The 13,296-nt window shown below is 72.2% G+C and carries 13 protein-coding genes and 1 tRNA gene; 10 read left to right on the top strand and 4 right to left on the bottom strand.

Annotated features, from left to right (window positions below; genetic code table 11):
- Positions 1-32: 32 nt before the first annotated feature.
- The gene (selD, locus tag H7J89_RS10995) at positions 33-1,034 is read right to left on the bottom strand and encodes a selenide, water dikinase SelD (RefSeq protein WP_264043348.1); all 1,002 of its coding nucleotides are present in this window, start codon (positions 1,032-1,034) and stop codon (positions 33-35) included.
- A 27-nt stretch (positions 1,035-1,061) separates the two neighbouring features.
- Here selD and H7J89_RS10990 point away from each other — a divergent pair.
- The 3 genes from H7J89_RS10990 to H7J89_RS10980 all read left to right on the top strand — a co-directional run bounded on the left by H7J89_RS10990 (position 1,062) and on the right by H7J89_RS10980 (position 4,152).
- Positions 1,062-1,156, top strand: a tRNA-Sec gene (locus H7J89_RS10990).
- A gap of 18 nt (positions 1,157-1,174) precedes the next feature.
- Positions 1,175-2,455, top strand: a complete 1,281-nt coding sequence (selA, locus tag H7J89_RS10985) for an L-seryl-tRNA(Sec) selenium transferase (RefSeq protein WP_264043346.1) — start codon at positions 1,175-1,177, stop codon at positions 2,453-2,455.
- Positions 2,443-4,152, top strand: a complete 1,710-nt coding sequence (locus H7J89_RS10980) for a selenocysteine-specific translation elongation factor (RefSeq protein WP_264043344.1) — start codon at positions 2,443-2,445, stop codon at positions 4,150-4,152. The genes selA and H7J89_RS10980 overlap by 13 nt, the downstream gene beginning before the upstream one ends.
- Here the strand turns inward: H7J89_RS10980 and H7J89_RS10975 are convergent.
- A complete protein-coding gene (locus H7J89_RS10975; protein ID WP_066955779.1) occupies positions 4,136-4,600 on the bottom strand; it encodes a GatB/YqeY domain-containing protein in 465 nt (154 codons plus the stop codon). The genes H7J89_RS10980 and H7J89_RS10975 overlap by 17 nt on opposite strands.
- Between H7J89_RS10975 and H7J89_RS10970 the strand changes: the two genes are divergently transcribed.
- Genes H7J89_RS10970 through H7J89_RS10950 form a run of 5 tightly spaced genes read left to right on the top strand, consistent with a single transcriptional unit; the run spans position 4,599 to position 9,995 of the window.
- On the top strand, positions 4,599-5,888 hold the full coding sequence (locus tag H7J89_RS10970; RefSeq protein WP_264043340.1) for a DUF7847 domain-containing protein: 1,290 nt from the start codon (positions 4,599-4,601) through the stop codon (positions 5,886-5,888). The genes H7J89_RS10975 and H7J89_RS10970 overlap by 2 nt on opposite strands.
- A gap of 9 nt (positions 5,889-5,897) precedes the next feature.
- Positions 5,898-6,551, top strand: coding sequence for a DUF4129 domain-containing protein (locus H7J89_RS10965; protein WP_264043339.1), 654 nt, complete (start codon positions 5,898-5,900; stop codon positions 6,549-6,551).
- A complete protein-coding gene (locus H7J89_RS10960) occupies positions 6,551-7,699 on the top strand; it encodes a DUF4350 domain-containing protein (RefSeq protein ID WP_264043337.1) in 1,149 nt (382 codons plus the stop codon). Before H7J89_RS10965 ends, H7J89_RS10960 begins: the two co-directional genes overlap by 1 nt.
- Entirely contained in the window at positions 7,696-8,673 is a 978-nt protein-coding gene (locus H7J89_RS10955) for an AAA family ATPase (protein ID WP_264043335.1), read from the top strand. Before H7J89_RS10960 ends, H7J89_RS10955 begins: the two co-directional genes overlap by 4 nt.
- A complete protein-coding gene (locus H7J89_RS10950; protein WP_264043334.1) occupies positions 8,673-9,995 on the top strand; it encodes a DUF58 domain-containing protein in 1,323 nt (440 codons plus the stop codon). The genes H7J89_RS10955 and H7J89_RS10950 overlap by 1 nt, the downstream gene beginning before the upstream one ends.
- Before the next feature lie 63 nt (positions 9,996-10,058).
- Here the strand turns inward: H7J89_RS10950 and H7J89_RS10945 are convergent, their stop codons facing one another.
- Positions 10,059-11,051 (bottom strand): stage II sporulation protein M, encoded by a 993-nt coding sequence (locus H7J89_RS10945; protein WP_264043332.1) that lies wholly within the window; start codon positions 11,049-11,051, stop codon positions 10,059-10,061.
- A gap of 36 nt (positions 11,052-11,087) precedes the next feature.
- On the opposite strand from H7J89_RS10945, the gene H7J89_RS10940 reads away from it, so the two are divergent.
- Positions 11,088-11,966: an RDD family protein gene (locus tag H7J89_RS10940; RefSeq protein ID WP_264043330.1), complete on the top strand. Its 879-nt coding sequence runs from the start codon at positions 11,088-11,090 to the stop codon at positions 11,964-11,966.
- On the opposite strand, the gene H7J89_RS10935 is transcribed toward H7J89_RS10940, so the two are convergent.
- Positions 11,963-12,355 carry a hypothetical protein gene (locus H7J89_RS10935; protein WP_264043328.1) on the bottom strand — a complete coding sequence of 131 codons (393 nt, stop codon included), beginning with the start codon at positions 12,353-12,355 and terminating at the stop codon, positions 11,963-11,965. The two genes, H7J89_RS10940 and H7J89_RS10935, sit on opposite strands and share 4 nt — an antisense overlap.
- 208 nt (positions 12,356-12,563) lie before the next feature.
- Here H7J89_RS10935 and H7J89_RS10930 point away from each other — a divergent pair, with 208 nt between their 5' ends.
- Positions 12,564-13,280: a PadR family transcriptional regulator gene (locus H7J89_RS10930; RefSeq protein WP_264043326.1), complete on the top strand. Its 717-nt coding sequence runs from the start codon at positions 12,564-12,566 to the stop codon at positions 13,278-13,280.
- Positions 13,281-13,296 lie beyond the last annotated feature (16 nt).

Below are 13,296 nucleotides of genomic sequence, written 5' to 3'. Positions count from 1 at the left end.
CCCTAGTGCGCGCGTCCGAAACGCCGCTGAGTTCAGCGCACCACGATGGTGTGCTCGCCGCGCGGCACCAGCTCCCCGACCACGGGCGCGCCCGGGATCTCGCCGGCGATCAGCAGCCCGCCCGAGGTCTGCGCGTCGGCGAGCAGAAGCGCCTCCTCCGCGCCGACCGCGGACAGGTCGGCGTGCGGGGCCACCCAGTCGAGGTTGCGCCGCGTGCCCCCGCTGACGTAGCCGGCCGCCAGCGCCTCCCGCGCGCCGTCCAGGTAGGGCACCGCCGCGGCGTCGATCATCGCCGTCACGCCGCTGGCCCGCGCCAGCTTGTGCAGGTGCCCGAGCAGCCCGAAACCCGTTACGTCCGTGGCGCATTCGACACCGGCGGCCAGCGCCGACGCGGCCGCGTCGGCGTTCAACGTGGTCATCGCCTCGATCGCCTGCTCGAAGCGCTCACCGGTCGCCTTGTGCCTGCTGTTCAGCACGCCGACCCCGAGCGGCTTGGTCAGCGACAGCGGCGTGCCGGGCTTGCCGGAGTCGTTGCGCAGCAACCGGTTCGGGTCCGCGATCCCGGTGACGGCCAGGCCGTATTTGGGCTCCGGGTCGTCGACGCTGTGCCCACCGGCGAGGTGGCAGCCGGCCAGCCCGCAGACGTCCAGCCCGCCGCGCAGCGTCTCGGCCGCCAGCTCGAACGGCAGCACGTCGCGCGGCCAGCCCAGCAGATTGACCGCCACCACCGGACGCCCGCCCATCGCGTAGACGTCGGACAGCGCGTTGGTGGCCGCGATGCGGCCCCAGTCGTAGGCGTCGTCGACCACCGGGGTGAAGAAGTCCGTCGTCGCGATCAGCGCCACGCCGGCCGTGCCAGTTTCGAGGCGCACCACGCACGCGTCGTCGCCATGGTCCAGGCCGACCAGCAACTCGCCGGCCGGGTCGCGCGGCGCGCTTGCCCCCAACCCGCGGACCACATCCTCCAGCTCGCCGGGCGGGATCTTGCAGGCGCAGCCGCCGCCGTGGGCGTACTGGGTCAGTCGATAGGTCACGCGTCCATACTTGTCCCTATGGTTCGAGGAGGCGTGTCCGGTCTGGTGACCGGCGCGGTCTTCAAAACCGTCGAACGGCAGACGCTGCCGCTGGCGGGTTCGATTCCCGTCCGCCTCCGCCATACTTCGTCGAGCCTGACATGACCGACCCGCGCCGGCGGGTGCCGCGCACCGACACGCTGCTCGCCGATCCGCGCCTGGTCGAAGCCCAGCGGGTGCTGGGCCGCGATCTGGTGAAGTCCGTGATCGCCGATGCGCAGCAGCGGGCGCGCGCGGGCGAGATCGAACCCGAGCGCGTCGCCGAGCACGCCGTCGCCGCACTTCCGGCCACCGCGTCGAGCCTGCGGCCGGTCATCAACGCCACCGGCGTTGTGGTGCACACCAATCTGGGCCGGGCGCCGCTGTCGCGGGCCGCCGTCGACGCGGTGGTCGCCGCGGCGGGGACCACGGACGTGGAGCTGGACCTGGCGACGGGCCGCCGCGGCCGCCGGGGCCGGGGGGCGCTGGCCGCGCTGGCCCGGGCGGTGCCCACCGCGGGCGCCGTGCACGTGGTCAACAACAACGCCGCCGCGCTGCTGCTGACGGCCTTGACGCTCGCGCCGGGCAAGGAAATCGTGCTCAGCCGCGGCGAGCTCGTCGAGATCGGGGACGGGTTCCGCATCCCCGAGCTGCTGGCCTCCACCGGATCCCGGCTGCGCGAGGTCGGCACCACCAACCGCACCAGCCTGCGCGACTACGCCGGGGCGATCGGGCCGCAGACAGGTTTCATCCTGAAGGTCCATCCGTCCAACTTCCACGTCACCGGGTTCACCTCGGCGGTCGGCGTGGCCGAGTTGGCGAAACTCGGTGCGCCCCTGGTGGTCGACATCGGCTCCGGGCTGCTCTCCCCGCACCCCCTGCTTCCCGACGAGCCCGACGCCACGTCGACCCTGCGCGACGGCGCCGACCTGGTCACCGCGAGCGGCGACAAGCTGCTCGGCGGCCCCCAGGCCGGCCTGCTGCTGGGCGACGCCGAGCTGATCGAGCGGCTGCGCCGGCACCCGGCGGCCCGCGCGCTGCGGGTGGACAAACTCACCCTCGCCGCCCTGGAAGCGACCCTGACCGGCCCGCCAACCCCGGTGGCCGAGGCGTTGATCGCCGACGTGGCGGAGCTGCGGTCGCGCGCCGAGTCGCTGGCCGCCGCGCTGCCGGGCGCCGAGGTGGTGGATTGCATCGCGGCCGTCGGCGGCGGCGGGGCGCCGGACGTCCAGCTGCCCAGCGCCGCGGTGAGCCTGCCCGAGTCCTACGCCGCCGCGCTGCGCGCCGCCAGCCCGCCGGTCGTCGGCCGGCTCGAGGCGGGCCGGTGCCTGCTCGACCTGCGCACGGTCGCTCCCGAGGACGACGCGCGGCTGGCGGCGGCGGTGCTCGCATGTTCGTCATAGCCACCGCCGGGCACGTCGACCACGGCAAGTCCACCCTGCTGCACCGGCTCACCGGCATGTGGCCGGACCGGCTGGCCGAGGAGCGGCGCCGGGGTCTGACCATCGACCTCGGCTTCGCGTGGACCGAGCTCGGCGGGCGCCGGCTGGCGTTCGTCGACGTGCCGGGCCACGAACGGTTCGTGGCCAACATGCTCGCCGGGGTGGGCCCGGTCCCGGCCGTCATGTTCGTCGTCGCCGCGACCGAGGGCTGGATGCCGCAGTCCGACGAACACCTCGCGGCGCTGGACGCCCTCGGTGTCCGCCACGGGCTGTTGGTGATCAGCAAGGCCGACCTCGCCGCTCCCGGTCCGGCGATCGAGCAGGCGCGCGAACGGTTCGCCGCGACCTCGCTGGCCGGGGCCGCCGTCGCGATCGGCACCGACCTCGAGCGGGTGCGCGGGGAACTGCTGGCGCTGACCGACCGGCTACCGGTTCCGGACGCGGAAGCCGACGTGCGGCTATGGGTGGACCGGAGCTTCACCGTCCGGGGCGCGGGCACGGTGGTGACCGGCACCCTCGCGGCCGGCACGATCCGGGTGGGCGACGAACTGGAACACGCCGGCCGGCGCGTCACGGTCCGCGGGCTGCAATCGCTGAGCCGCGACGAATCGGCGGTCGGTGCGGTGGCCCGCGTGGCGCTGAACCTGCGCGGCGTGGACCGCCGGGACATCGGCCGCGGCGACACCGTCCAGACGCCGGGCGTGTGGCTGGACACCGCGGAGATCGACGTCGCGCTGCGCTCGGCGGACGCGCTGCACCGCCAGCTGGTGCTGCACGTCGGGTCCGCGGCCGTGCCCGTCCAGGTGCGGCGGCTGGGTGAGGCGGCGGCCCGGCTGCGGCTGGCGAGGCCCCTGCCGCTGCGGGTTTCGGACATCGGGCTGCTGCGCGATCCCGGGGAGCACCGGATCGCGGCGGGCATCGAGGTGCTCGACGTCCGGCCGCCGGCGCTGCGCCGCCGCGGCGCGGCCAGGGATCGTGGCGCGGAGCTGGCAACCGGCCGCGTCCGCCCGCCCGATTACGCCCGGGCCGACGAGCTGCGCGCGATGGGCCTGCCGCCTTCGGGGCTACGGGTCGGCGACTGGGTGGTGCAGCCGCGGTGGTGGGCCGCGCGGCGCGAGTGCGCGACCGCCGCGGTGCGGGGCTGGGCCCAGGACCACGACATCGCGGCGGGAATGCCGCTCGAGACGTTGCGGCAGCGCGCCGGCCTGCCCGCCGCTGAATTACTGCCGACGCTGCTGGAGGGCACCGGACTTCAGGTGGTCGACGGGTTGGTCCGGTCGCCGGGGGCGGCCCTGCCGGCCCGCGTCGACAAGGCGGTGCGCACCATCGAGGAGTGGCTGGCCGCCGAGCCATTTCGGGCACCGGAGGCCGACGAACTGGCCGAGCTCAAGCTCGGGCCCCGGGAGCTGGCCGCGGCGGTGCGCGCCGGGCGGTTGACCCGGATCGCCGACGGCGTCGTGCTCGGGTCCGGCGCGCTGGACCGGGCGGCGGGCGTCCTCACGACGCTGCCCCAGCCGTTCACCGTCAGCGACGCGCGCCGCGCGCTCGGCACCACCCGCCGCGTCGCCGTGCCGTTGCTCGAGCAGCTCGACGCCCGGCGCGTGACCAGGCGGGCCCCGGACGGCACCCGGGTGGTGGTCGCTACAGCCGCTCCTTGACCGCCGCCGACAACCGGGCGCCGTCGGCCTTGCCCGCCGCGATCGCGGTGGCCGCCTTCATCACCAGCCCCATCTGCTTCATGCTCGGCCGCTCGCCGATCTCCTCGGCGACCTGCGCGATGGCGGTGTCCGCGACGTCGGCCACCTCGGCCTCGGTGAGCGGCGTCGGCAGGTATTCGTCGATGATCCGCGCCTCGGCGTGCTCGTTGGCGGCGAGCTCACCGCGGCCGTTCTGGGTGTAGATCTCCGCCGACTCGGCACGCTTGCGGGACTCCCTCGCCAGCACCTTGATGACTTCGTCGTCGGAGAGGTCTTTGGCCTGTTTGCCGGAGACTTCCTCGGTTTGGATCGCGGCGAGCAGTAGGCGCAGGGTCGCCGTGCGCAGCTTGTCCTTGCTCTTCATCGCGTCGGTCAGGTCGGCCCGCAGCCGGGATTTGAGTTCGGCCATGCCAGAGACGCTACGCGCCGACCGCCTGGCCATGATTGAGAAATGCCCGGACCACCGACAGGATGGAGCCCATGACGAACGACGGGCCCGTCCGCAAACACCGCGGAACACGTTGAGCGCGCCGCCGCCTGGCTATCCGGGCTACGGCCCGCCACCACCGGCTTACGGCCCCCCACCCGGCTACGGCCCGCCACCCGCGTACGGTCCCCCACCCGGTTATGGCCCCCCACCGGGCTATGGCCCCCCACCCGGCTATGGCCCGCCACCGGGATACGGGCCGCGGCCCGCTTGGCAATACGGCCCGCCGCATCTGGTTCCGGGCGCGGTCAAACCCGGCATCATCCCGCTGCGCCCGCTGACCCTGGGCGACATCTTCAATGGCGCGGTCGGCTACGTCCGCGCCAATCCGAAGGCGGCTTTGGGCTTGACCGCGATCGTGGTGGTGGTCATCCAGATCGTCACCAAGGCCGCCGTGTTCGGACCGTTGGCGGCCTACGGCAGGTTGACGACCGATCACGCCAAGGAGCTGACCACCGGGGTCGTCGGCGCGTGGTTGACGTCGATGGGCGCCGGCGTGCTGGTCGCCTGGCTGGGCGGCATGCTGCTGTCCGGGATGCTCACCGTCATCGTCGGGCGGGCGGTGTTCGGGTCGCCGATCACCATCGGCGAGACGTGGGCCAAGATCCGCGGGCGCCTGGTGCCGTTGCTCGGTCTCGCGGTGCTCGAAGGCGCGGTGATGGCGGTTGTCGCGGGGCTGGCGGCGGTGATCGTCGCGGTGCTGGCGGCCATCGGCAACCCCGCGGAGGCGGTCGTCCTGGGCTTGCCGCTCGCGCTGGCCGTGATCGCGTTGCTGGTGTTCCTGTACACGGTGGTGTTGTTTGCACCCGTGCTGATCGTGCTGGAGCGGCTACCCGTCCTTGACGCCATCACCCGATCGTTCGCGCTGGTCCGCGGCGGCTTCTGGCGGGTGCTGGGCATCCGGCTGCTGACCTTCGTGGTGACATCCGTCGTCGGGGGCGCGGTCGCCGTCCCGTTCAACATCGTCAGCCAGTTCTTTGTGATCACCTCGTCTACCGCGGCTTTCCTCATCGGCACCGTGGTCGCGTCGGTGGGCGCAGCGATCGGCGAGATCATCACCGCCCCTTTCAATGCGGGCGTCATCGCGCTGCTGTACACCGATCGCCGGATGCGCGCCGAGGCCTTCGATCTGGTCCTGCAGACCGGTGCCGCCGGCGGCCCTTACGCGGCCGGCTCCACCGACAACCTCTGGCTGACGCGGCCGGCCTGAGGATAGACAGTGCCCTCCATCGACATCGACCGCGATGCCGCGCACCAGGCCGCCCAGGACGAGCTGAACAAACCGATCTACTCCAAAGGCTCGGCCGAGCAGCAAATAGCCGAATGGCTCAACGAGACGATCTACCGGCTGCTGCAGAAGACGGCCTCGCTGCCGGGTGGATGGCTAACGGCGACGGTGCTTTTCATCATGCTCGGGATCGCGCTGGCGGTCGCCGTCCACATCGCGCGGCGCACCATGCGCACCAGGCGGGGTGGCGACTACCAGTTGTTCGAAGCCGCGCAGCTCACCGCGGCCCAGCATCGCGCGACCGCCGAAAACTATGCGGCGCAAGGTGAGTGGGCCGCGGCGATTCGTCATCGACTGCGGGCCGTCGCCCGTCAACTCGAGGAGACCGGCGTGCTGAACCCGGCGCCCGGCCGTACCGCGAACGAGCTGGCCTCCGACGCCGGCGCCGCATTGCCCAATCTGGCCGGCGAATTATCGCAATCCGCAACGGCTTTCAACGACGTCACCTACGGTGAACAACCCGGAACTCAGGGCGCGTATCGGATGATCGCCGACCTCGACGACCACCTGCGGTCCCGCTCGGCGGCCGTGCTCGCGGGGCCGGCGCAACCCGCCGCCTCCGACTCGTGGGCGCAGGTGCGGTGATGGCGACCATCGGGCGTCCCGAAGCCGCCGGCCCGACGCCGATGCAGCGCTGGCGGTCCTGGCGCTGGGTCATCCTCACCCTGGTCGTGCTCGCCGTCATCGCAGGCGTCGATGCCTACCTGACCGCGCCGCGGCCCGGCGCCCGCATGGACCCGGCATCGACGGCTCCCGACGGCACCCATGCGCTGGTTGCACTCCTGCGCGGCGGCGGCGTCGACGTGGTGGTCGCCGACGGCATCGCCGGCGTGGAACGGGCGGCGCGGCCCGACGCGCTGATCCTGGTGGCGCAAAGCCAATACCTGACCACCCCGCTGCTGGACCGGCTGGCGAAGGCGCCCGGCGATCTGCTGCTGGTGGAGCCGACGGCGCGCACCCGCGCGGCATTGCTGCCCGGCCTGCGCGTCTCGGCGGCCGGCGGCACCTTCGATACCGATCCAGACTGCGCGTTGCGCGAGGCCACACGGGCCGGCCGGGTGCGATTCGGGCCCAGCGACACCTACCGCGCCACCGACGGCCGGGCGATGACCCGTTGCTACGACGGTGCGTTGATTCGCTTCCGCGACGGCGGGCGGACGATCACGGCGGTGGGCAGCACCGACTTCCTGACCAACGGCGCGCTGCTGCAAGCAGGCAACGCCGCCCTGGCGATGAACCTGGCGGGCGCCCGGCCGCGGCTGATCTGGTACGCGCCCCACCGCGTCGAGGGCGAATCACCGCCGCCCGGCTCGGTTGGCGACCTGATCCCGCAGAACGTGACGTGGATCGTCTGGCAGCTGTGCCTGGTTGTGCTGCTGGTCGCCCTGTGGCGGGGCCGTCGGCCCGGTCCGCTGGTCGCCGAGGAGCTGCCCGTCGTGGTGCGCGCTTCGGAGACCGTGGAGGGCCGCGGCCGGCTGTACCGTTCCCGCCGGGCGCGCGACCGCGCCGCCGCGGCACTGCGCACCGCTACGCTGCAGCGGCTGGTGCCCCGGCTGGGTCTGAGCATCGGGGCGCCGCCACCGGCGGTGGCGGCCGCGGTGGCCGGGCGAAGCGGGGCCGACCCCGCATTCGTCTCCTACCAGCTGTTCGGGCCGCCCCCCGCGACCGACCACGACTTGCTACAACTTGCCCGTGCGCTCGACGACATCGAAAGGCAGGTCACACGGACGTGACGCAACCATCTACCGCCTCCACCCCCACCGCTGAATCGGCGCGAGAGGCGCTGCTGGCGTTGCGCACCGAGCTCGCCAAGGCCGTCGTCGGACAGGAGGGGGTGGTCAGCGGTCTGGTGATCGCGCTGCTGTGCCGCGGCCACGTGCTGCTGGAAGGCGTCCCGGGAGTGGCGAAGACGCTGCTGGTGCGCGCGCTGGCGGCCGCGCTGCAACTGGAGTTCAAGCGGGTGCAGTTCACCCCCGACCTGATGCCCGGCGACGTGACGGGTTCGCTGGTATACGACGCGCGCACCGCCGCGTTCGAGTTCCGGCCCGGCCCGGTGTTCACCAACCTGCTGCTGGCCGACGAGATCAACCGGACCCCGCCGAAAACCCAGGCCGCGCTGCTCGAGGCGATGGAGGAGCGCCAGGTCAGCGTCGAAGGCGTCGCGCGGCCGCTGCCCGACCCGTTCATCGTCGCCGCGACCCAGAACCCCGTCGAATACGAGGGTACTTACCAGCTGCCCGAAGCGCAGCTGGATCGATTCCTGCTCAAGCTGAATGTCACTCTGCCGCCCCGGGATTCGGAGATCGCCATCCTCGCCCGGCACGCGCACGGCTTCGATCCCCGCGACCTGTCGGCGATCAAACCGGTGGCCGGGGCCGCCGAACTGGCGGCCGGGCGCGACGCCGTGCGCAACGTGCTGGTCGCCGACGAGGTCCTGGGATACATCGTCGACACCGTCGGTGCCACCCGCTCCTCGCCCGCGTTGCAGCTGGGCGTCTCGCCGCGCGGGGCCACCGCGCTGTTGGCCACGGCGCGTTCCTGGGCCTGGCTGTCCGGCCGCAACTACGTCACCCCCGACGACGTTAAGGCCATGGCCCGCCCGACGCTGCGGCACCGGGTGATGCTGCGCCCCGAGGCCGAGCTCGAGGGGGCCACACCCGACGGTGTGCTCGACGGGATCTTGGCCTCGGTCCCGGTGCCCCGCTAGTGGTCCTGACCGGACGCACCGGGCTGGTCGCGCTGATGTGCGTCCTGCCCATTGCGCTGTCACCTTGGCCGGCAAGAACTTTCGCCGTGCTGGCGGTCACGCTGGGGGTCGTGGTGGCCGTGGACATCGGGTTGGCGGCCGGCACCCGCAGGTTGCGTTACATCCGCTCCCCGGATCGCTCGGTCCGGCTCGCGCAGCAGGTGGACGTCGGGCTGCTGATCCACAACGACGGTCGGCGACGGTTTCGCGGCCAGGTTCGCGACGCCTGGCCGCCCAGCGCCGGCGCGCGACCGCGCATCCATCCCGTGAACATCCCCGCCGGGCAGCATCAGCACATCCAGTCCCAGCTGCGGCCGGTCCGCCGGGGCGAGCAGCGCGCCGCGGTGGTCACCGCCCGGTCCATCGGGCCGCTGGGGCTGGCGGGACGGCAAGGGTCACAGGCGGTGCCGGGCCTGCTGCGGGTGCTGCCGCCGTTCCTGTCCCGCAAGCACCTGCCGGCGCGGCTGGCCAAACTCCGCGAGATCGACGGGCTGCTGCCCACGCTGATCCGCGGCCAGGGAACCGAATTCGACTCGCTGCGCGAGTATGTCGTCGGTGACGACGTGCGGTCGATCGACTGGCGCGCCACCGCGCGTCGCGCCGATGTCGTCGTCCGCACCTGGCGCCCCGAACGCGACCGGCGGGTGGTGATCGTGCTCGACACCGGGCGCACCTCGGCGGGCCGGGTGGGTATCGATCCGACGGCCGCCGATCCCGCGGGGTGGCCCCGGCTGGATTGGTCCATGGATGCCGCGCTGCTGCTGGCGGCGCTCGCGTCGCGGGCCGGCGATCACGTCGACTTCCTCGCGCACGACCGGGTCAGCCGCGCCGGCGTCTTCGGCGCGTCGCGCACCGAACTGCTCGCCCAACTGGTCGAGGCGATGGCCCCCCTGCAACCCGCGCTGCTCGAACCGGATTGGACCGCAATGGTTTCCGCGATTGCGCGGCGGACCCGCCGGCGGTCGCTGGTGGTGCTGCTGACCGACCTCAACGCGACCGCGCTCGACGAGGGCTTGCTGCCGGTGCTGCCCCAGTTGTCGGCCAAACACCACCTCATGGTGGCCGCGGTTGCCGACCCTCGAGTGGACCAACTGGCGGCCGGGCGTTCCGACCCGGCCGCCGTCTACGACGCGGCGGCCGCCGAACGATCACGCAACGACCGCCGCGCGATCGCCACCCGCCTGCGCCGCAGCGGGGTGGAGGTCGTCGATGCCCCGCCCACCGAACTGGCCCCCGCCCTGGCCGACCACTACCTGGCGATGAAGGCCACCGGTCGGCTTTAGCCCGGTGACGATGCACGCCGCGCAGCGGCGTGAGGAGAAACCGGGCAATCGGCTGTAGCGCGTTCAGCTGGTGGGAATCACGTCGGGCGCGTCTTCGATGTCGCCGGTCTCCCCGGCCTTCGCCGCGCGGCGACCGAAATACACGATGTAGGTGAGGAACGCCGCCTCGGCGATGATCCCGATGCCGACCCGAACGAAGGTCGGCAGCGGCGAGGGCGTCACCAGCGCCTCGATCAACCCCGAGACCAGCAGCACACCCGCCAGACCGATCGCGACCGACACGACGGCGCGACCCTGTTCGGCGAGCACTTGTCCGCGTGGCCGGTCGCCGGGCGAGATCACCGACCACCCCAGCCGCATCCCCGCCGCCCCCGCCAGGAACACCGCCGTCAGCTCCAGCAGCCCATGCGGAATCAGCAGCCCGAGCAGCACACCGCCCTTGCCGGCCTGGAACATCAGCCCCGAGATCAGTCCCAGGTTGGCCGCGTTCTGGAACAGCACGACCGGGATCGGCAGTCCCAGCAGAACGGACAACGCGATGCACTGCGCAGCCACCCAGGAATTGTTCACCCAGATCTGCAGCGCGAACGCCGCGGCGGGATGTTCGCTGTAGTAGGAGGCGACGTCGTGGTTCACCAATTGTTCGATGTCGCTTGGTGTTCCGGCGGCCGATTGCACCTCGGGATTGCCGGCCACCCACAACGCCATCACGACCACCACGGCGAAGAACGCCACCGCGGTGCCCAGCCACCACCGCCACGACCGGTACGCGACCACCGGGAAAGACACCGTCCAGAACCGGACGAACGTACTGCTCATCGGCGCGTGGGCGCCGGTCACCACGGAACGGGCGCGCGCGACGAGGCTCGAGAGCCGACCGATCAACAGCGAGTCCGATGAGGCCGAGCGCAGCATCGACAGGTGGGTGGAAACACGTTGGTATAGCTCGACCAGCTCGTCGACCTCGGCGCCGGTCAGCGAGCGACGCCTCGCGACCAGCCGATCGAGGCGGTCCCACGTACCGCGATGGTGCAGCACGAATGCGTCGACGTCCACCCTGCGCAGCCTAATCGCCCTGTACCGTTCGGTGTTATGTCGGAGGTGGTGACCGGCGACGCCGTCGTGCTCGACGTGCAGATCGCCCAGTTGCCGGTGCGGGCCGTGGGCGCACTGATCGATATCGCCGTGATCGTCGTGTGCTATCTCCTCGGGCTGATGCTGTGGGCCGCCACACTGACCCAGTTCGACACCGCGCTGAGCACCGCCATCCTGCTCATCTTCACCGTGGTGGTGATCGTCGGCTATCCGGTGGTGCTCGAAACGGCAACGCGTGGACGCTCGGTCGGCAAGATAGCGATGGGTCTGCGCGTGGTGTCCGACGACGGCGGGCCAGAACGCTTCCGGCAGGCCTTGTTTCGGGCCCTCGCGGCGGTGGTGGAGATCTGGATGCTGTTCGGGAGTCCCGCCGTCATCTGCAGCATCCTGTCGCCGAAGGCCAAGCGGGTCGGCGACATTTTCGCCGGCACCGTCGTGGTGAACGAACGCGGCCCCCGCCTCGGCCCCCCGCCCGTGATGCCGCCTTCGCTGGCCTGGTGGGCCTCGTCCCTGCAACTTTCCGGCCTGTCCCCCGGTCAGGCCGAGGTCGCTCGCCAATTCCTCTCACGGGCAACGCAACTCGATCGCCAGCTACGACTGCAGATGGCCTATCGCATCGCCGGTGATGTGGTGTCCCGCATCGCCCCGCCGCCCCCGCCCGGCGCGCCGCCGGAACTGGTGCTCGCCGCCGTGCTCGCCGAACGTCACCGCCGCGAACTGGCGCGGCTTCGCCCCGCGATGCCGCCGGCAGGCGCCGCGCCGTGGCCGGCCTGGCCGCCCGCGCCACCACAGCAGGCGGTCCCGTGGCCGGACCCGGGTGCACCCCACCAGGGGCCGCCGCATACCGCGCCGGGCGGTTTCGCGCCGCCCGGTTAACCGGAGACGCTCGCCGCCATCAGGGCGACGTCGGCGATCAACAGCGCCCATCCGCACAGCGGGACGGCGATGCCGCCGCGGCGCTTCGCGGTGAAAAGGGAGATGACGATCACGACCACCGCAACCGCGGGCGCGCCGTAGAACGCGACCCCGAAACTGATCCCGCCGTGGCCAAGGTTGGGGCAACTGCGGTCGCTGCAGCCGTCGGTACTCATCACCGCGCCGAGCGCGAAGAGCATGACGATGGCGGCGGCGGGCACCGTGGCCAGCGCCAAGCCCCAGTTGACCCACGGCCACACGTTGCGCCCACTGCCGCTGCCGCCCCACGCGGGGCCGGCCGCGGTCGAGGTCCCGCTGCCCACCGAAAGGTTGGACTCGTCAGCGTTCATCCCAGAGTTCCTACCCGCCGCCCGGCTAGTGCAAACGGGCCGGCCCGTCCGAACGGCCGGACCCGCGGACCCAACACCGCAGGTCATGCGCTCTACCGGCGGCGTCACCGCACGACAGCCGACACCCCGTTGCATCACGATAGTTTCCGATATATCGTGATACCTCGAAGCGCACGGTGCGCTTCCCCTTCAGACGTAAGGAACAGACATGTACAACCTATTCACGCCTACCGGCGGCCCGTTCTCCGGCGGCCCCGGTCTAGGCTTCGGCCCCGAAACGCAACGGCGCGTCCCGCACGGCGCCCGCCGGCGCGCCCAACAGCAGTTCTTCGAACACGTCCGCGACCACGGCCCCAACCACGACGGCCCGGCCTTCGGGCCCGGATTCGGGCCCGGATTCGGCCCGGGGTTCGGCCCCGGATTCGGTCCCGGCTTCGGCTTCGGGCCGGGGGGCCGACGCGGCGGACGGCGCCGTGGCGGCCCGGGTCGCGGCAAGCGCGGCGACGTCCGCGCGGCCATCCTGGCGCTGCTGGCCGAGCGGCCGATGCACGGCTACGAGATGATCCAGCAGATCACCGAACGCAGCAACGGGCTCTGGAAGCCCAGCCCGGGCTCGGTCTATCCGACGCTGCAGCTGTTGACCGACGAGGGCCTGATCACCGCCAGCGAAGGCGGACGCAGCAAGAAGCTCTTCCAGCTGACCGACGAGGGCCGCGCGGCGGCCGAAAAGGTCGAGACGCCGCCGTGGGACGAGATCGCCGAAGGCGCCGACCCGGGTCACCTGAACCTGCGGGCGGCCATCGGCCAGCTGTTCGGCGCGGTCGCGCAGTCCGCGCACACCGCCACCGCCGAGCAGCAGCAGCGCATCGTCGAAATCCTCAACAACGCGCGGCGCGAGGTTTACGGCATCCTCGGCGAAGACTGAGCCCCGGCAGACGCAG

This window comes from Mycobacterium paraffinicum (genome assembly GCF_025822865.1).
In the GTDB taxonomy this organism is placed as follows: Bacteria; Actinomycetota; Actinomycetes; order Mycobacteriales; family Mycobacteriaceae; genus Mycobacterium; species Mycobacterium paraffinicum.
Note: the sequence above shows the minus strand (reverse complement) of the source record. Positions and strands in the feature narration are given on the sequence as shown.